The organism is Bacteroides acidifaciens, from assembly GCF_024623065.1.
Taxonomy (GTDB): Bacteria; Bacteroidota; Bacteroidia; order Bacteroidales; family Bacteroidaceae; genus Bacteroides; species Bacteroides acidifaciens.
This window is the reverse complement of sequence record NZ_JANJZR010000017.1, coordinates 1-17495: the sequence shown is the minus strand read 5'-3', so window position 1 is coordinate 17495 and position 17495 is coordinate 1. Positions and strand designations below refer to the sequence as shown.

Genomic DNA, 17495 nt, shown 5'->3' with positions numbered 1-17495 from the left:
GGTTCCATTCAATCATCTGCATTTATAAACGGGAAAATGAAGAAAACGATATACCCTTTTATGTTGTTGGCGTTACTTTTGCTGGTTTCTTGTAAATCGAAAAAGAATGTCGTATCCACTTTGCCGCGCCCTGTCTTGAACATGGACTCTGTCTCTGCACATATAACGGATACAACCGTTTCCATTGCCGGAATATTCACCCCCGACCATTCTCAACTCAAAGACTTGGACGTCTCGAAAAATAAGACACGTAAACCCAAAAAACAAGAATCGGTTATCGACGACAAACACTCAGATTGGGTGCTTCGTGGTACAAAGATAACCTCTTCGGCAACCAAACTCTCTTCTGCCTATGCAGGTATAGACCGTGTTGTGAACTATGACTTTACTCACCGTGACGTTCCCGAAGCATTCGAGGGTTTCCGCATTGCTTTCATTTCCGACCTGCACTATAAGAGTTTATTCAAAGAACAAGGCTTGAACAGCCTTGTTAATCTTTTGATTGCTCAAAAGGCAGATGTTCTTTTGATGGGTGGTGATTATCAGGAAGGCTGCGAATATGTAGAACCTTTGTTTGCTGCACTTTCGCGTGTAAAGACACCGATGGGAACTTACGGAGTGATGGGAAATAACGACTACGAACGCTGTCACGATGATATTGTACGTACGATGGAACATTACGGAATGCGTGTGTTGGAACATAAAGTGGATACGCTTCGCAAAGACGGCCAGCAGATTCTTATCGCCGGAGTGCGCAATCCTTTCGACCTTGCCCGTAATGGCGTATCACCGTCTTTGGCACTTTCTCCCAAAGACTTCGTAATCCTGCTTGTGCACACACCGGATTACATAGAAGACGTTTCGATAGCCAATACCGACCTCGCCTTGGCGGGGCATACACATGGCGGACAAGTCCGTATCTTTGGAGTTGCTCCGATACTGCCCTCGCATTACGGCAATCGTTTTGTGACCGGACTGGCTTATAACTCGGCAAAGATTCCTTTGATTGTCACCAATGGCATCGGCACCTCACAAGTGCCGATCCGTATCGGCGCTCCGGCAGAAATAGTAGTGATAACGCTTCATCGGCTGACGGAGTAAGTACACTTTCTTGCACCACTTTCTGTAGAATATCACACTTTTTTGCGCGACTTTTTGCATGTTTGCTACACTTTTCTGTACCACTTTGTGTTAAATCCTGCACTTTTTGGTACGACTTTTTGTAAGTCTCCTCTTTGCTGTTTATATTTGTATCTCATAAGTAGTTGATAATAAAAGAAAAGAAGAATGAGAAGAGACGCAATGCAGCAGTTGTATGATTGGAAATCAAAGGCTTCGAGGAAACCTTTGATAATTCGTGGTGCACGTCAGGTGGGGAAAACATGGCTGATGAAAGAATTTGCTGCAACTTCGTATAAACAGTTTGCTTATATCAACTTCGAAGATAACGAAGTGATGAAGGACGTTTTTCAGAAGGATTTTGATATAGAACGTGTTCTGATGGCCATACAGTTGGTCACCGGAGTAGTAGTGGATACTGATACATTAATTATCTTTGATGAACTTCAAGAGGCATCGCGCGGACTGACAGCTTTGAAATATTTTCAGGAGAAGGCGCCACAATATCATGTGGTTGCGGCAGGTTCTTTGCTGGGTATTGCTATGCACAAGAATGACTCATTTCCGGTGGGAAAGGTTGATTTTATAGATTTGTATCCGCTTTCTTTTTCCGAGTTTCTGGAAGCTGCGGGACAGGAGTCTTTTGCCCGCTTGCTTGTAAAACAAGACTGGAAGTTGATATCTGCTTTTCGCTCGAAGTTCATTGATTTTCTGAAGCAATATTATTTTATAGGTGGAATGCCCGAGGTAGTGAATGCTTTTATAGAGCATAAAGACTATGCGGAAGTACGCCGGTTGCAACAAAATATTTTGGATTCTTATGACCGTGACTTCTCCAAGCATGCGCCAATTGCCGAAGTACCCCGTATTCGTATGGTGTGGCGTTCGGTGCCGGCGCAGTTGGCGAAAGAGAATCGTAAGTTTATCTATGGAATGGTGAAAGAAGGGGCAAGAGCTAAAGATTTTGAACTGGCTATAGAGTGGTTGATGGATGCAGGACTTATTTATAAGGTAAACCGGGTAAAGAAAGGCGGGATTCCTTTGTCCGCCTATGAAGACTTTTCGGCTTTTAAATTGTTTCTGCTGGATACCGGACTGATGGGGGCAATGAGTGGACTGCCGCCACAGGCTTTACTGGAGAGTAATGTCTTATTTACTGATTATAAAGGAGCAATAACCGAGCAATATGTATTGCAGCAATTGAAGTCTATAAAAGGATTGAATATATATTATTGGTCTTCGGATACCTCCAGGGGAGAATTGGATTTTCTTCTGCAAAAGGATATTCGGATTATTCCGGTCGAAGTAAAAGCTGAGGAGAATTTGCAGTCAAAAAGCCTGCGTTCCTTTATTGAAAAGAATACAGCACTACATGGTGTTCGATTTTCTATGTCCGATTATCGGGAGCAGGATTGGATGACAAATTACCCGTTGTATTCCGTCGGATATGTACTTTAAGTGTTTCTTAAGTTTTTGATTACTTCCCAAACCTTCGGATGCAGAAAATATCGAATATCCTTTCCAGCATCCAAGGCCTCACGAATAAACGTAGAACTGATTTCGAACACAGGGGAATGAACAAGACACACGGTTTCCGGCAATTCCTCTTCTTTCACGGGAAAGCCCGGACGGGGATAAATGATGATTTGATTCTCCTTGATGATACGCTCCGACTGATACCAACGGTCGAAACGCGCCCAGTTATCGGAACCGATAATAAAATGGAATTCCCGGTCGGGATACGCTTCATGAAGTTTCTCCAGTGTATATACGCTATACGAAGGACGGGGCAAATGAAATTCAAAGTCCGAAGCTCGAAAACGGGGATAATCACTGATGGATAACTCCACTAATTGAAGACGAAGCTCGTCACTCCATAATTCGGTCTTCGTTTTTAATGGATTCTGTGGGCTGACCATAAACCAAATCTCATCCAACCCTTCATACTCACAAAGGTAATTGGCTAAAGCGAGATGCCCGATATGAATCGGATTGAATGATCCGCTGAAGATTCCGGTTTTGCTTGTTTTAATTTTCTCCATTTTCCGCAATTCTTTCTTTCTTCATTTTCCACAATTCTTTCTTTATTCATTTTCTTTCTCCACTTCGGTCAAAACAATAGCTTGTCTGATTGTGAGAAGTAGCGTAATGCCGCTTATTACCCATTGTTGAAAATAAAGGCATACAATAAAAGCAAGAAGATTCGTCACACCGATGACGGCACACAGATACATCCATTACCGGGTATTACAATTCTTCTTGCACATTCTCAAGTCTTATTCTTCGGCTAAAAACTCTTTGATTACTTTCAACGCTTCTGCCTTCGCAGTTTCCAAATCGTCATTGACAATCACACAGTCGAATTGCGGGGCAAATCCCAATTCATATTCCGCCTTCGCAATGCGGCTTTCAATCACTTCGGGCGCATCCGTTCCGCGACCTTCCAGCCGGCAACGCAATTCTTCTACCGAAGGCGGTTGTATGAACACTGACAAAGCCCGGTCGCCATAAAACTTCTTGATGTTGCATCCGCCTACCACGTCAACGTCGAATACCACATTCTGCCCTGCTTCCAGTTGCTTCTCCACTTGCGCTTTCAGCGTGCCGTAATAGCGGTCTTTATATACTTCCTCATACTCGAGAAACTCATTATTCTCTATGCGGCACCGAAACTCTTCAGGCGTGAGGAAGAAATATTCCACTCCATGTTGTTCTGTGCCCCGTGGCGGGCGACTGGTGGCAGAAATAGAAAATGCAAGATTCAAATTCCGCGTCAGCAGATAATTGATAATAGTAGACTTGCCCGACCCTGACGGAGCAGAGAAAATAATTAATTTGCCTGTCATTGGTGAAATGATTTAAATTACGTTCAAAATTTGAATTACGTTCGGAATTTGAATTACATAACGTTCAACACCTGTTCCTTAATCTGTTCCAACTCATCCTTCATCTGAACGACGATTTTCTGCATCTCTGCGTGATTGGACTTGCTGCCCAACGTATTGATTTCACGTCCCATTTCCTGAGCGATAAATCCGAGTTTCTTTCCCTGTCCGTTGCCGCTTTCCATCGTGTTGATAAAATATTTCAGATGATTGCCCAAACGTTGCTTCTCCTCGTTCACGTCCAGTTTCTCGATGTAATAAATCAATTCCTGTTCCAGGCGGTTCTTGTCATAGTCCACGTTCAAAGTCTTTTCGAGAGCATCCGTAATACGCTCTTTCACCTTTTCCACACGTTCCTTTTCATACGGAGTGATTTTTTCGAGCAAGCTGTGTATATTCTCAATCTTCTCGCGGAATTTCTTTTCCAGTGCGGCGCCTTCCTGTTTACGGAAATCCACCAGATGACCTACCGCTTCGAGCACAGTGGCATGAACCATATTCCATTCCTCTTCCGAAAGTTCCTGGATTTCCGTTTTCGACATCACGTCCGGCATGCGGAGTAATACCTGAAGCCAGTCTCCCGGTTCCGGACGGGGAATACCCAGTTCGTTGCAGATTGAATCCAATTGAAGGTAGTAATTTTCAAGAATAGCCTTATTGACAGGGATAGCGTCCGCACCCTCTTTCTTCTCAATCCACAGGCTGAAATCCACCTTCCCACGTTCCAGCACTTTAGAAATCTCGTTGCGGATTTCAATCTCTTTTTCACGGTAAGCCGGAGCAATACGGGTGGACAAGTCCATCGCTTTGCTGTTGAGCGACTTGATTTCTACATTTATTTTTTTATCAGGAAGTTCGGCCGTAGCTTTGCCGTATCCTGTCATAGACTGTATCATATCCTTAAAGTTTTGTGCAAAAGTACACGAATATTTTAAGAATTAGAAATAATCATGTAAATTTGCGACAATTTAATAAGATGATTTTTATGTCGTGTACACTGAATATTGAAACCTCTACCTCTGTTTGTTCGGTAGCGGTGAGTCAAGACGGACAGACGATTTTTGTGAAAGAAGACTTGCAAGGCCCTTCACACGCCGTGTCTTTAGGAGTATTTGTAGATGAAGCGTTGTCGTTCATTGACAGTCATGCTATTCCGTTGGACGCGGTTGCCGTGAGTTGCGGCCCAGGTTCCTACACAGGGCTTCGGATAGGAGTTTCGATGGCGAAAGGAGTTTGTTACGGACGTAATGTTCCTTTGATAGGAATACCGACGCTCGAAGTATTGAGCGTTCCCGTGCTGTTGTATCACGACCTGCCCGAAGACGCGTTGCTCTGCCCGATGATTGACGCCCGCCGCATGGAAGTCTACGCAGCCGTCTACGACCGCGGACTGAACGTGGAGCGTGCCATTGCCGCCGATATTGTGGACGAAACTTCCTACCTGGAATATCTCGACCGCCAACCAGTCTACTTCTACGGCAACGGAGCTGCCAAATGCCGCGAAAAGATAACGCATCCCAACGCACATTTCATCGACGACATCCACCCGCTGGCGAAAATGATGTTCCCGCTCGCAGAAAAGGCAATAGCCAACGAAGACTATAAAGACGTAGCTTATTTCGAACCTTTCTACCTGAAAGAATTCGTTGCTTCCATGCCGAAGAAACTTTTATAAGCCTCGTCCATATATATGAAGAATTATCCGTCATCCATTGTAGAATTATCCATAAAAGATATGCAATATAATACTCAACAGAAAAAAATGCCGCTTCCCGAATACGGGCGCAGTATCCAGAACATGGTCGATTATGCGTTGACTATCGAAGACCGTGCAGAGCGTCAGCGTTGTGCCAATACCATCATCAACATCATGGGAAACATGTTCCCCCATCTGCGCGACGTGCCCGACTTCAAGCACAAGCTTTGGGACCACCTCGCCATCATGTCCGGCTTCAAACTGGACATCGACTATCCTTACGAAATTATCCGTAAAGATAACCTGGTGACCCGTCCGGAACCTATTCCTTACTGCACTGCCCGTATGCGTTACCGCCACTATGGACATACGCTGGAAGTCCTGATAAAGAAAGCCATCGAATTCCCCGAAGGAAACGAAAGAAGAAACCTCATAGCCCTCATCTGCAACCACATGAAGAAGGACTATATGGCTTGGAACAAAGATACGGTGGACGATAAGAAGATTGCCCAAGACCTCTACGAGCTATCCGGCGGCAAGCTCCAGATGACTGATGACATAATCCGCCTGATGGCAGAGCGTCTCAGTCAGAACTATCGTCCGAAGACGAACTACATCAACAATCGTCAGAACAATAAGAGAAGATATTGAAAAATCAGTTCTTACTACTTGAAACTTAATACTTAAACAATGGCTTCATTTGTAATAGAAGGGGGACATCGGCTCTGCGGGGAGATTCATCCGCAAGGTGCCAAAAACGAAGTTTTGCAGATAATCTGTGCCACGTTGCTGACCGCTGAGGAGGTGACGGTGAACAATATACCTGACATTTTGGATGTCAACAACCTCATCCAGCTTCTGCGTGAGATGGGCGTTACCGTTGCAAAGAAAGGCATTGACTCTTATAGCTTTAAAGCCGAAAACGTAGACCTCGCTTATCTCGAAAGCGATGAATTCCTGAAGAAATGCTCCAGCCTGCGCGGTTCCGTGATGCTTATCGGGCCGATGGTGGCACGTTTCGGCAAAGCGCTGATTTCCAAACCGGGGGGAGACAAGATAGGCCGTCGCCGACTGGACACCCATTTCGTCGGCATCCAAGCTCTGGGCGCAGATTTCCGCTACGACGAAGAGCGGGGAATCTATGAAATTACCGCTGGCGGGCTCCAAGGCAACTACATGTTGCTGGACGAAGCATCCGTCACCGGAACCGCCAATATCGTGATGGCAGCCGTGCTTGCCAAAGGCACCACAACCATTTACAACGCTGCCTGCGAACCTTACGTGCAGCAGCTCTGCCGCCTTCTCAACCGTATGGGAGCGAAAATCAGCGGCATTGCGTCCAACCTGCTCACCATCGAAGGAGTAGAAGCATTGCACGGCACGCAGCACACCGTATTGCCCGACATGATTGAAGTCGGCAGTTTCATCGGTATGGCAGCCATGACAAGAAGCGAGATAACCATTAAGAATGTTTCTTATGAAAACCTTGGCATCATCCCCGAAAGTTTCCGCCGTCTGGGTATCAAGATCGAACAAAGGGGAGACGATATCTACGTCCCTGCACAGGAAACCTACGAGATAGAATCCTTTATCGACGGTTCCATTATGACCATAGCGGACGCCACCTGGCCGGGGCTGACCCCCGACTTGCTGAGTGTGATGCTCGTAGTAGCCACACAAGCCAAAGGGAGCGTGCTCATCCATCAGAAAATGTTCGAAAGCCGCCTGTTCTTCGTCGACAAACTCATAGATATGGGCGCGCAAATCATTCTCTGTGACCCTCACCGTGCCGTAGTCATCGGTCACAATCATGGCTTCAAGCTGCGTGGTGCACGTCTGACGTCTCCCGATATTCGTGCCGGTATCGCTCTTCTGATTGCCGCCATGAGCGCCGAAGGAACTAGCACCATTAGTAACATTGAACAAATAGACCGTGGTTATCAAGACATCGAAGGACGTCTGAACGCCATCGGAGCCCGAATCACCCGCATATGATAAAGAAAGAAGAAGTATATAAAATAGGATTATTCAACAAGCCGCACGGCATCCACGGCGAATTGCAGTTCACCTTTACGGACGACATCTTCGACCGTGTGGATTGTGATTATCTTGTCTGCTTGCTCGACGGCATCTTCGTGCCTTTCTTCATCGAAGAATACCGTTTCCGTTCCGACTCCACCGCCTTGGTGAAACTGGAAGGGATAGATACCGCCGAGCGTGCCCGTATGTTCACCAACATAGAGGTCTATTTTCCCGTGGCGCACGCCGAAGAAGCCGGATACGGCGAATTATCCTGGAATTTCTTTATCGGTTTCCGCATGGAAGACATTCACCACGGCTCCTTGGGCGAAGTGGTGGACGTAGATACAACCACCGTCAACATCCTCTTCGTAGTCGGACAGGAAGACGGCGAAGAGCTGTTGGTTCCCGCCCAAGAAGAGTTTATCCAGGGAATAGACCAGAAGCGGAAACTCATCACCGTGGAACTTCCCGAAGGGCTGTTGGACCTGGACGAATTGGAAGCGGATGACACGACTTCCGGATAAAATCAGCTACGGATGGACACGGTTCCCTTGCGCATCTTGATTGATAAGAACCGTGTAATCCATGTAATCTGTGTCTGGAAACAGCACAAGTCTTTAATTTTAATGTTTAATTTTTTATAACCCGAGATGCCGAAGAAAAGACGAAGTAAAGCTTTCTGGAAAAATTTCAAGTTCAAGTATAAACTGACGGTTGTCAACGAGAATACACTTGAAGAGATTGTGGGGCTTCGTGTATCCAAACTCAATGGTCTTTCGGTGTTGCTCAGCGTGTTGGCGGTGCTTTTCCTGATTGCTGCCTGCATCATCGCCTTCACTCCTTTACGCAACTACCTTCCGGGCTACATGAACAGTGAAGTCCGTTCCCAAATTGTAGGCAACGCCCTGCGTTTAGATTCTCTGCAAGCGGTTCTCAACCGACAGAACCTCTACATAATGAACATTCAGGACATCTTCAGTGGCAAAGTTCCCGTCGATAGTGTGCAGACGCTCGACTCGCTGACTGCTGCCCGCGAGGATACTTTGATGGAACGCACCAAACGCGAAGAAGAATTCCGCCGCCAGTACGAAGAAAGCGAGAAATACAACCTGACATCCATCGCTTCCCAACCGGACGTGACGGGGCTCACCCTTTACCGTCCCACCCGCGGAATGATTTCCGGACACTTCAACGCAGAAAAGAAACATTTCGGCACCGACATTGCTGCCAATCCCAACGAAAGTGTGCTGGCTACGATGGATGGAACCGTCATCCTAAGCACATATACCGCCGAAACCGGTTATCTGATTGGGGTTCAGCATAATCAGGACTTGATTTCAATCTACAAGCACTGCGGCTCCCTGCTCAAGAAAGAAGGCGACCGTGTGAAAGGTGGCGAAGCCATCGCCCTGGTAGGCAACAGCGGAACCCTCAGCACAGGTCCGCACTTGCATTTCGAACTTTGGTACAAAGGTCATCCGGTGAATCCGGAGAAATATATCGTATTTTGATAATGAATATAGAAACGAATAAAAAGAAGAAACAGATAGCCATCTTAGGCTCTACCGGCTCTATCGGCACACAGGCATTGCAGGTCATTGAGGAACATCCCGACCTGTACGAAGCCTATGCGCTGACAGCCAACAACCGCGTCGAACTCCTTATTGCCCAGGCACGTAAGTTTCAACCGGAAGTAGTCGTGATAGCCAACGAGGCAAAGTATCCCGAACTGAAGGAAGCATTGAGCGACCTGCCCATCAAAGTGTACGCAGGGACCGATGCTATCTGCCAGATTGTAGAAGCCGCACCTATCGACATGGTACTAACGGCCATGGTAGGCTATGCCGGACTGAAACCGACCATCAATGCCATCCGTGCCCGGAAGGCCATCGCGCTGGCAAACAAAGAGACGCTGGTCGTGGCCGGTGAACTGATAAATCAGCTGGCACAGCAATACCGCACACCGATTCTGCCGGTAGATTCCGAACATTCCGCCGTATTCCAGTGTTTGGCAGGAGAGGTAGGCAACCCGATAGAGAAAGTAATACTTACCGCTTCGGGCGGTCCTTTCCGTACTTGCACGTTAGAGCAACTCAAGTCAGTGACCAAGACACAAGCCCTGAAACATCCCAACTGGGAGATGGGAGCGAAGATAACCATCGACTCCGCATCCATGATGAACAAAGGCTTTGAGGTGATAGAAGCCAAATGGCTGTTTGGCGTCCGGCCCAGCCAGATTGAAGTAGTGGTGCATCCGCAGTCCGTCATTCACTCGATGGTGCAGTTTGAAGATGGCGCGGTGAAAGCACAGTTGGGCATGCCCGATATGCGTCTGCCCATTCAGTACGCTTTCTCTTATCCCGACCGTATCAACTCCACTTTCGACCGTCTCGACTTTGCCAAGTGCACCAGCCTGACGTTCGAACAGCCGGATACGGAGCGGTTCCGCAACCTCGCCCTGGCTTATGAAGCCATGCACAGAGGCGGCAATATGCCCTGCATCGTCAATGCCGCCAACGAAGTGGTGGTAGCCTCTTTCCTCAAAGACGGCATCAGCTTCCTCGGCATGAGCCACGTGATAGAGAAGACAATGGAGCAAGCTATGTTTATAGCCAACCCCACATACGATGACTATGTAGCCACCGATGCGGAAGCACGGAGAATTGCTTCCGAACTGGTGAGTCGGCAAAGTTTCTGAGCAATGATTAGTAATTTGTAACAGTAAAATAGTAAATAATAAACATGGAAACATTTTTGATTCGTGCCCTGCAATTGATAATGAGCCTTTCGCTGCTCGTCATCATTCATGAAGGCGGGCATTTTCTCTTTGCCCGCTTGTTTAAGGTGCGTGTAGAAAAATTCAGCTTATTCTTTGACCCTTGGTTCACCCTTTTTAAGTTCAAACCCAAGAAAAGTGATACTGAATATGCTGTAGGCTGGTTGCCGTTGGGCGGTTACGTGAAGATAGCCGGTATGATTGACGAGTCGATGGATACCGAACAGATGAAACAGCCCGAACAACCGTGGGAGTTCCGCTCCAAACCTGCATGGCAACGCCTGTTGATTATGGTAGGCGGCGTACTGTTCAACTTCCTGCTGGCACTGTTCATCTACTCGATGATTCTGTTCGCCTGGGGCGACCAATATATAAAGGTACAGGAAGCCCCGCTCGGTATGGACTTCAACGAGACAGCCAAGGCAGTCGGCTTCCAGGACGGTGACATACTGCTCTCTGCCGACGGTGTTCCCTTCGAACGTTATGACGGCGATATGTTGAGCCAGATTGCCGATGCCCGTGAAGTAAGCGTGCTTCGCAACGGTGCGAAAGCCTCTGTCTATATTCCCGAAGACTTGATGCAACGCCTTTTGGCAGACAGCGTCCGCTTTGCATCCTACCGTTTCCCGTATGTTGTAGACAGCGTAATGGTAAACTCTCCTGCCGCACAAGCTGGCATCCTGCCGGGAGACAGCATCATCGCCTTGAACGGGACACCGATTTCTTTCTCCGACTTCAGGCAAATGATGGCGGAACGTAAGAAAAACGAAGCAACTATGCTCAAAGACAGCATCGACCCTCGTCTCATCACCCTTACTTATGTACGTGGCGGCGTAACGGACACCTTGACTATGCGTGTCGACTCCGCCTACATGATGGGAGTAACCGCCTGCCTGATGACAGACCGTCTGCTGCCAATGGTGGAGAAACAGTATACTTTCCTCGAATCCTTTCCCGCAGGCGTTTCCCTTGGTGTGAAGACCTTGAAAGGCTACGTCGGCAATATGAAATATCTCTTCTCCAAAGAAGGAGCCAAGCAACTGGGCGGCTTCGGAACTATCGGAAGCATCTTCCCCGCAACGTGGGACTGGCATCAGTTCTGGTACATGACAGCCTTCCTTTCCATTATCCTGGCTTTCATGAACATTCTGCCTATTCCTGCCTTGGACGGCGGTCACGTGCTCTTCCTCTTATACGAGATGATAGCCCGTCGCAAACCGAGCGACAAATTCATGGAATACGCCCAGATGACCGGTATGGTTTTACTTTTCGGTCTGCTGATTTGGGCAAACTTCAATGATATATTGAGATTCTTCTTCTAACCTTTATAAAATAGGTTTAGGCACGAATTTCACGGTTTTAGCTGATTTAATGACTGAGAACCGTGAAATCCGTGCCTTTCTTTTTTTCAATTCAGTTTGTCTGAATCTTCTCTTCTTACAGAATTTCTCTTTTACAGAACTTTTCTTTTATAGAACTTTCCTTCTTACCGAACTTTCCACTTATGCTGTAACAGTACCCAAGACAATCATACAACTGTTTTGGGTACCTCAACTTCGGAATTACTTTAATTTCAGAATCCGCTGATTGCTGCTACCACGAAATGACAGATAAGGAGAAAAGAGCGACTGCTCGAAACGTCCGTCCACCAACACGTCAATGTAAGGAAGAATAGCCTTCAACCGCGGTTCCGCCTGAATCTCCTCATACGTATAACCGGTGTAGCACCACACGTTCATCCCCGTCTCTTCTTTCACCCGCTTGGCAAGCAACAGGAACGCTTCCGGATGAAAAAAAGGGTCCCCACCGGAGAAAGTCACTCCGTCCAGCAACGGATTCGCCTGAATTTCTCTGATGATAGATGAAACTCTCTCTTCCGTCAACGGTTCCCCCGCCTTCGGATTCCAACTTTCCGGGTTGTGGCAACCGTGGCAATGATGAGAGCATCCGGCAAGGTAAATAGAATACCGAATACCTGCACCGTCCACTATCGTTTCGGGATAAGTCCCTAATAAGTGGAGAGTGGAGAGTGGAGAATTGAGAGTTGTCATTGCAAATTAGAATAAGAAACTATAACTCAACTTCTACAAGTGCTTTACGCGGTCTTTCTCTTCCGCCCGTTTGGCAGAGTTCCAAGAGCTCAAGTCGCCCGTCAGATAACCGGTGATGCGGCGCATACGGAGAATGTTTTCACTTTGGCAGACAGGGCATTTGTCGAAAATCACCCCTTTGTAACCGCAGTTGTGGCAAGTGTCTACCGGATGGTTGATAGAGCCGTAACCGATTCCTTCGTCATGCATCACTTTCACGATTTTGGCGATGGCACGCACATTCTTCTGCGCTTCACCGTCCAGCTCCACATACGTGATGTGTCCGCCACGGGTGATGGCGTGGAAAGGAGCTTCCCGCTTGATTTTCTCGACGATGCTGATAGGTTCTTTCACGTCTACGTGGAATGAGTTCACATAATAGTCACGGTCTGTCACTCCGGGGATTTTTCCGTATTTCCGGCGGTCCATCTTCGTGAAACGTCCGGAAAGCCCCTCGGCAGGAGTGGCCAGTACCGAATAGTTCAAGTTGTATTTCTCCTTGTATTCGTCCGCTACCTTGTTCATTTCCATCACGGTTTCATACAGCGTGTCCCATGCCTTCTGGCTGTGACCGTGTCCTTTACCGTAAAGAGCCACCATCGCATTGTGTCCGCCGATAAAGCCGATTCCCAACGTACCGCTGCGCAATACATCGCCTACCTGCTCGTTCGGATTCAGCTCTGCGCCACCTTTCCATACGTTGTTTCCCATCATGAACGGGAATTGGCGTGCCAGTGCCGTACGCTGATATTGGTAACGTTCGTAAAGTTGGTCGGCTACCAGCGCAGCCATATTGTGTACGGATTCGATGAAAATCTCTTTCGCTTTCTGCTCGATAGCATCCGTGTTGCGTTCGTCCTCTATCAGGCTCTCCGCCTTGATACGGGCTTCGATAGCCAGTCTCGGCATGTTCAGCGTGGTGAAAGAAAGATTGCCGCGTCCTAAAGACGATTTTTCTCCCGCCACATTCTCAAACACACGTGTACGACAGCCCATTGTCGCCAATTCGTAGATATAACGTTTCGGGTCGTCCGCTTTCCATTTCTCGTTCGTGTTGAAAGGCGTATCGAGGAACATGAAGTTCGGGAACAACGCTTTTGCGGTAGTCTGGCAAGCCTTCAGCAACAGGTCAAAGTTCGGAGCTTCGTAACTGTCCTTCATCGCTTCCTCTATATTCTCCGCTTTCATTGCTTTCTCAAAGTCCTTTTCTGAGTAAGACACACCGTCCTTCACCTTGAAAATCTGAATCGGGAATACAGGCACCTCGCCCCGTGTGCCCAAGCCCTCGATGGTAGCTTTCAGCAATTCCTCAATCACCATACGGCCTTCTACAGAAGTGTCCGTACCGTAATTGATAGAACTGAACACCACCTGGTTACCGCCGCGTGAGTGCATCGTGTTCAGGTTGTGGATAAATCCTTCCATCGCCTGATGCGTATCCTTGCGGGTCTGCTGGTATGCCTTCTCCGTGATGCGTGTCAGGTGTTCCTTGTCTATAATGATTTGCAGGGCTATCAACGCGATGCGCAGCGTCTCGCGTTCCGCCTCGGTAGGCTTGATAGACGGCAGATACTCCTTAATCAACGTGCGGATTGCCTTCTCATCCGCCTGACTGCCGTTCTCCATCGCCATATAGAAATTGATGAACGAAGCCAGATGCTTGCGGAAAGACTTGGCCACCCCTTTCGCCATGAAGAAGTCGAAAGCGGGAATCGCCTGTCCGCCGTGCTGCTCGTTCTGGTTGGTCTGGAAAATGATAGTAGCCAATGTCGCGTAGCTCTGGATGCTTTGCGGAGTACGGATGCTGCCGTTCTTTGTGCGGAATCCTCGTTCGAAGAGGTCGTCCATGTCATACTGGATGCAAGTTGTCGTCTTGGTCGGATAATAATCCAGGTCATGGATATGAATGTCGCCCAACTGGTGCGCTTCGGCAAAACGTTTCGGCAACAGATATTTATAAGTATAATCTTTGGTCACTTCAGATGCGAAAGTCATCATCTGTCCGGCAGGTGTGTGGCTGCTCATGTTGGCGTTGCTCAGGTTGACGTCGTTCTTGTCGATAGCGACAATGCCGTCCATCACGTGCTTCATCTGGGTTTTCTTGTCCCGCTCCGTATTCCGCCATTCGCGATAGATGATATACTTCTTCGCTACTTCCGGCCGCACCTTCATCAATGCCTTTTCCACTAAATCCTGAATCTCCTCTACGGTAATCGTAGGAGTGGCAAACTGGCTGATTACATTCATCGTGATGTCAGCCACCAACTGCTGTTCATCCTGAATCCCCGTTGCACTGAATGCCTTGCTGATTGCATTCTTGATTTTACTGATAGAGAAATCTTCTCTTTTGCCATCACGTTTGATGATACAAATTTCCGCGTAGTTCATAACTTTAACTCCCGAAAGTGATTAATAATATGGTTTATTCCGATTCCGGCAGGTCTTCTGACTTATCCCTCCCTCGCAGCGCCTTCCCACACCTACCGGTGCAGTGACATAGTGTGCGGATTCACAGAGAATTACAGCAGCGGGTACTGTCGCCGATTTGCACAGCGTTCCCTCATTGACTAAACCTCTTTTTAGCTCCGAAAACGGGTACAAAGATAGAAGATAATCCAATACTCCGGTTAGCTTTTAACATTAAATTTCGGGAAACTTTTCTTTCTTGCTGATACAGAAAGTTTTCCATTTTTGGAGAACTTTTTTCTGATTTTAACTTGTGAAGTGTTTGCTTTCTGCCTGTCTCTTTTCTCGAAATCAGACATGAACCGATACGCTTTCCTCTTACGTCAACTGCAAAAGTCGGAAATTATTTTCTTAAATTCTATACAAAAGTGGAAAAAGAATCAATCATAAACACTCTTTTTTTATGTATTGCAACCAATGTTGCGGAATAGGGGTAAATGCATATCTTTCCAACACGGCTTTCGAGTTTTAATATAGAGAAATAAATTACTGTGCAACTTAATTTTAATATGTTGGTTATGAAAAAAGACTACGTCGTTTGTCCGTTGAGCGGACACTCCCTTTGTAAAGGGTCGCGCTTGCGCCGTTTGTCAAATGTAGAAGAAATGCTGGCAAGTACTTATGGACATTTCTTCCGTCAGGTGGAACAACCTTACTCGTGTGTGGAACAGGAGATTCTCACGCGGATTATAAAGTCGTTGTCTTCTTTGCTTCAAGGTGATTTGCCCCGCCCTTGCTTTTTTTGCAAGTTTGCAAAGTGTGACCTTGTATTTTGGGGACGGGTGGAATTCTTCAGATTGGAACTTCCGGCTGAAAATCCTTTTAGTGTTTCTTCCCGTTTGTGCTGTTTGCGTGAGTTGGAAAACAAGTTGAACTGTTATTTCGTGAATGAAGGAAGAAATAAACCTTATTCGTGGAGAGAAATGCAAGTGATTCGGCGCATAAAGAAGAAGTTTGTCCATGAACTAAGAAACACGTCAAAGTATCATTTGTTCAAGGGCACTCATGTTCGTCGTGTTTCTGAAGAGGAACAATTGGAACTAAAGAATCAGAAGACTGATGAAATCCGTCTGAATCATGTGTCTATCTGCCATTACAATCCGCTTTCGGAGAAATTCAAGAAGAAGAAAGAAGAGTATCTCAAGGAGATTGAAGAGAAATTTGGGAAATCATAAGTCTCTGCTTTGTGTATTTTTTTTTTTGACTATGTGTTTCGACCGGATTGATTTTGTTTATAATAGAGAAGTGACGGGAGAACTGTCAGTCGGTTGCTACCGTGGTTTGTCAGTTCTCCCGCTTGGATTAAGTGTAGGTGGAATTGCTTTTACGCATTCATCGCATTAGCGCCCAAAACGCCTGCTACTGCCGAAGCCACTGCGATGACTACTCTCAGAATCATGTCCCAAAGTCCTTTTTTCATTGCCATAACTTTTTACACCTTCTTTCCGATACGTTACATGGTTAATTACTTCTTTCCTGAAAATTCATCTTTCACCTCAAAGCACGGGCACGTCTTAATCCACTCTTCCGGTTCAATCTCTCCGTTTCCGTTGCGGTCGGGCGATAGGTCGCGATGTCCGCACACCCGGCAGCCGGGAAACTTCTCTCTCAATCGGTTCACCAATTGCCATAGTGAAGACCATTGTGCCGGTGTCCGTGTGTCTGCCGGGTGTCCCCAGCAGTCCAGTCCGCCTTCATAACAGATGCCTATTGAGTGAGCATTCTCATAATGGAGTTTGTTGAGTGTTCGTTACCTTGTTACCTGCCAGCCGGTTATGCTGCCGGATCCGGAGTCTCGCCGTCATCACCACCCGGATTCGGGTTGGGCGTTCCATCCGGTTTTTCCGGGTCGTTCTTGTCTCCGTTGTTCTTGTCTCCGTCGCTGTTTTCGGGTTTATACTTGCTGTATTCCAGCGTTTTCAGCGCATTCTTGATTTCCTTGCCGGGGCGGAAACGGACACGGGCGCCTTTTATCAGTCCTTCTTTCACGTCTTTCGGGATGAGTGCGCCCGAACTGCGCAGCGTGACATAGAACGAACCGAGGCCACCCAGGCGGACGATTTCCGCTTTCTTGAAACTCTCTATCATTTCCGTCTGGAGTGCAGGCAGCACACAGAGCACGTCCGCCCAGTTCACGGTACTCGAACGCTGGATGCGTTCCGCCATCTCGTCGATATCTATCTCGCCGCTCGACTTTGTCAGGGCGTAATACATATCCGGTTTTTCCTTGTCCAGCATGTTTTTACGAAGCACGCTGGTGAATGAGAATACTTTTGCCATAAAATCCTTTAATTTTTAGAGCTTGTTTAAATTCTCTTCAGTCATAATATTATAGCTCTTACCCCAGCTTTTCTTGTCGCGTCTGTCTGTAGTTGGCGGAAGGGGTATTAACAGTTGCGCTCTTGGCTATTAATAGCAAACTTCCCGCCCATTAAGTCTAA

At 47.2% G+C, this 17495-nt stretch carries 17 protein-coding genes, 1 pseudogene and 1 riboswitch; of the genes and pseudogenes, 10 read left to right on the top strand and 8 right to left on the bottom strand.

What is annotated here, in order from left to right; all coding sequences use genetic code 11:
• The first annotated feature begins 36 nt into the window (after positions 1-36).
• A complete protein-coding gene (locus NSB03_RS07245; protein ID WP_257466302.1) occupies positions 37-1101 on the top strand; it encodes a metallophosphoesterase in 1065 nt (354 codons plus the stop codon).
• 186 nt (positions 1102-1287) lie between these two features.
• Positions 1288-2577 carry an ATP-binding protein gene (locus NSB03_RS07240; protein WP_024986697.1) on the top strand — a complete coding sequence of 430 codons (1290 nt, stop codon included), beginning with the start codon at positions 1288-1290 and terminating at the stop codon, positions 2575-2577.
• Here the strand turns inward: NSB03_RS07240 and nadD are convergent.
• The 3 genes from nadD to NSB03_RS07225 all read right to left on the bottom strand — a co-directional run bounded on the left by nadD (position 2574) and on the right by NSB03_RS07225 (position 4900).
• A complete protein-coding gene (gene nadD, locus NSB03_RS07235) occupies positions 2574-3161 on the bottom strand; it encodes a nicotinate (nicotinamide) nucleotide adenylyltransferase (RefSeq protein WP_024986698.1) in 588 nt (195 codons plus the stop codon). The genes NSB03_RS07240 and nadD overlap by 4 nt on opposite strands.
• A gap of 234 nt (positions 3162-3395) precedes the next feature.
• On the bottom strand, positions 3396-3965 hold the full coding sequence (gene gmk / locus NSB03_RS07230; protein ID WP_024986699.1) for a guanylate kinase: 570 nt from the start codon (positions 3963-3965) through the stop codon (positions 3396-3398).
• A 53-nt stretch (positions 3966-4018) separates the two neighbouring features.
• Positions 4019-4900, bottom strand: a complete 882-nt coding sequence (locus NSB03_RS07225; protein WP_024986700.1) for a YicC/YloC family endoribonuclease — start codon at positions 4898-4900, stop codon at positions 4019-4021.
• A gap of 89 nt (positions 4901-4989) precedes the next feature.
• On the opposite strand from NSB03_RS07225, the gene tsaB reads away from it, so the two are divergent.
• The 7 genes from tsaB to rseP all read left to right on the top strand — a co-directional run bounded on the left by tsaB (position 4990) and on the right by rseP (position 11820).
• Positions 4990-5679, top strand: a complete 690-nt coding sequence (tsaB, locus tag NSB03_RS07220) for a tRNA (adenosine(37)-N6)-threonylcarbamoyltransferase complex dimerization subunit type 1 TsaB (protein WP_024986701.1) — start codon at positions 4990-4992, stop codon at positions 5677-5679.
• 60 nt (positions 5680-5739) lie between these two features.
• A complete protein-coding gene (locus NSB03_RS07215; RefSeq protein ID WP_024986702.1) occupies positions 5740-6351 on the top strand; it encodes a DUF4290 domain-containing protein in 612 nt (203 codons plus the stop codon).
• Between the two features lie 39 nt (positions 6352-6390).
• Entirely contained in the window at positions 6391-7695 is a 1305-nt protein-coding gene (gene murA, locus NSB03_RS07210; RefSeq protein WP_121765361.1) for a UDP-N-acetylglucosamine 1-carboxyvinyltransferase, read from the top strand.
• The gene (gene rimM, locus NSB03_RS07205) at positions 7692-8246 is read left to right on the top strand and encodes a ribosome maturation factor RimM (protein ID WP_257466301.1); all 555 of its coding nucleotides are present in this window, start codon (positions 7692-7694) and stop codon (positions 8244-8246) included. Before murA ends, rimM begins: the two co-directional genes overlap by 4 nt.
• A gap of 126 nt (positions 8247-8372) precedes the next feature.
• Complete coding sequence (locus NSB03_RS07200) at positions 8373-9233, top strand: M23 family metallopeptidase (RefSeq protein ID WP_024986703.1); 861 nt, start codon at positions 8373-8375, stop codon at positions 9231-9233.
• Between the two features lie 2 nt (positions 9234-9235).
• On the top strand, positions 9236-10420 hold the full coding sequence (locus NSB03_RS07195; protein ID WP_121765364.1) for a 1-deoxy-D-xylulose-5-phosphate reductoisomerase: 1185 nt from the start codon (positions 9236-9238) through the stop codon (positions 10418-10420).
• Positions 10421-10464: 44 nt separating this feature from the next.
• A complete protein-coding gene (gene rseP / locus NSB03_RS07190; protein ID WP_257466300.1) occupies positions 10465-11820 on the top strand; it encodes an RIP metalloprotease RseP in 1356 nt (451 codons plus the stop codon).
• 240 nt (positions 11821-12060) lie between these two features.
• Here rseP and nrdG read toward each other — a convergent pair whose 3' ends face one another.
• Both nrdG and NSB03_RS07180 read right to left on the bottom strand, forming a co-directional pair.
• A complete protein-coding gene (gene nrdG / locus NSB03_RS07185; RefSeq protein ID WP_024986704.1) occupies positions 12061-12549 on the bottom strand; it encodes an anaerobic ribonucleoside-triphosphate reductase activating protein in 489 nt (162 codons plus the stop codon).
• 33 nt (positions 12550-12582) lie between these two features.
• The gene (locus NSB03_RS07180; protein ID WP_257466299.1) at positions 12583-14976 is read right to left on the bottom strand and encodes an anaerobic ribonucleoside triphosphate reductase; all 2394 of its coding nucleotides are present in this window, start codon (positions 14974-14976) and stop codon (positions 12583-12585) included.
• 30 nt (positions 14977-15006) lie between these two features.
• Positions 15007-15193: riboswitch (cobalamin riboswitch) on the bottom strand.
• A gap of 379 nt (positions 15194-15572) precedes the next feature.
• Between NSB03_RS07180 and NSB03_RS07175 the strand changes: the two genes are divergently transcribed.
• On the top strand, positions 15573-16229 hold the full coding sequence (locus tag NSB03_RS07175; protein ID WP_128824267.1) for a hypothetical protein: 657 nt from the start codon (positions 15573-15575) through the stop codon (positions 16227-16229).
• A 149-nt stretch (positions 16230-16378) separates the two neighbouring features.
• Here NSB03_RS07175 and NSB03_RS07170 read toward each other — a convergent pair whose 3' ends face one another.
• The 3 genes and pseudogenes from NSB03_RS07170 to NSB03_RS07160 form a co-directional block, all read right to left on the bottom strand.
• Complete coding sequence (locus NSB03_RS07170; protein WP_159102121.1) at positions 16379-16474, bottom strand: smalltalk protein; 96 nt, start codon at positions 16472-16474, stop codon at positions 16379-16381.
• Between the two features lie 45 nt (positions 16475-16519).
• Positions 16520-16777, bottom strand: a pseudogene (locus NSB03_RS07165) (peptidoglycan recognition protein family protein); the annotation flags it as partial.
• Positions 16778-16827: 50 nt separating this feature from the next.
• Positions 16828-17334, bottom strand: a complete 507-nt coding sequence (locus NSB03_RS07160; RefSeq protein ID WP_024986706.1) for an HU family DNA-binding protein — start codon at positions 17332-17334, stop codon at positions 16828-16830.
• Between the last annotated feature and the right edge of the window lie 161 nt (positions 17335-17495).

Bases quoted from the DNA above. Each gene is read 5' to 3' on its own strand.
- NSB03_RS07200 (WP_024986703.1), top strand. From the start codon at position 8,373: ATGCCGAAGAAAAGACGAAGTAAAGCTTTCTGGAAAAATTTCAAGTTC.
- rseP (WP_257466300.1), top strand. From the start codon at position 10,465: ATGGAAACATTTTTGATTCGTGCCCTGCAATTGATAATGAGCCTTTCG.
- NSB03_RS07215 (WP_024986702.1), top strand. From the start codon at position 5,740: ATGCAATATAATACTCAACAGAAAAAAATGCCGCTTCCCGAATACGGG.
- rimM (WP_257466301.1), top strand. From the start codon at position 7,692: ATGATAAAGAAAGAAGAAGTATATAAAATAGGATTATTCAACAAGCCG.
- NSB03_RS07180 (WP_257466299.1), bottom strand. From the start codon at position 14,976: ATGAACTACGCGGAAATTTGTATCATCAAACGTGATGGCAAAAGAGAA.
- NSB03_RS07170 (WP_159102121.1), bottom strand. From the start codon at position 16,474: ATGAAAAAAGGACTTTGGGACATGATTCTGAGAGTAGTCATCGCAGTG.
- nadD (WP_024986698.1), bottom strand. From the start codon at position 3,161: ATGGAGAAAATTAAAACAAGCAAAACCGGAATCTTCAGCGGATCATTC.
- NSB03_RS07195 (WP_121765364.1), top strand. From the start codon at position 9,236: ATGAATATAGAAACGAATAAAAAGAAGAAACAGATAGCCATCTTAGGC.
- NSB03_RS07240 (WP_024986697.1), top strand. From the start codon at position 1,288: ATGAGAAGAGACGCAATGCAGCAGTTGTATGATTGGAAATCAAAGGCT.
- NSB03_RS07160 (WP_024986706.1), bottom strand. From the start codon at position 17,334: ATGGCAAAAGTATTCTCATTCACCAGCGTGCTTCGTAAAAACATGCTG.
- nrdG (WP_024986704.1), bottom strand. From the start codon at position 12,549: ATGACAACTCTCAATTCTCCACTCTCCACTCTCCACTTATTAGGGACT.
- NSB03_RS07245 (WP_257466302.1), top strand. From the start codon at position 37: ATGAAGAAAACGATATACCCTTTTATGTTGTTGGCGTTACTTTTGCTG.
- tsaB (WP_024986701.1), top strand. From the start codon at position 4,990: ATGTCGTGTACACTGAATATTGAAACCTCTACCTCTGTTTGTTCGGTA.
- murA (WP_121765361.1), top strand. From the start codon at position 6,391: ATGGCTTCATTTGTAATAGAAGGGGGACATCGGCTCTGCGGGGAGATT.
- NSB03_RS07225 (WP_024986700.1), bottom strand. From the start codon at position 4,900: ATGATACAGTCTATGACAGGATACGGCAAAGCTACGGCCGAACTTCCT.
- NSB03_RS07175 (WP_128824267.1), top strand. From the start codon at position 15,573: ATGAAAAAAGACTACGTCGTTTGTCCGTTGAGCGGACACTCCCTTTGT.
- gmk (WP_024986699.1), bottom strand. From the start codon at position 3,965: ATGACAGGCAAATTAATTATTTTCTCTGCTCCGTCAGGGTCGGGCAAG.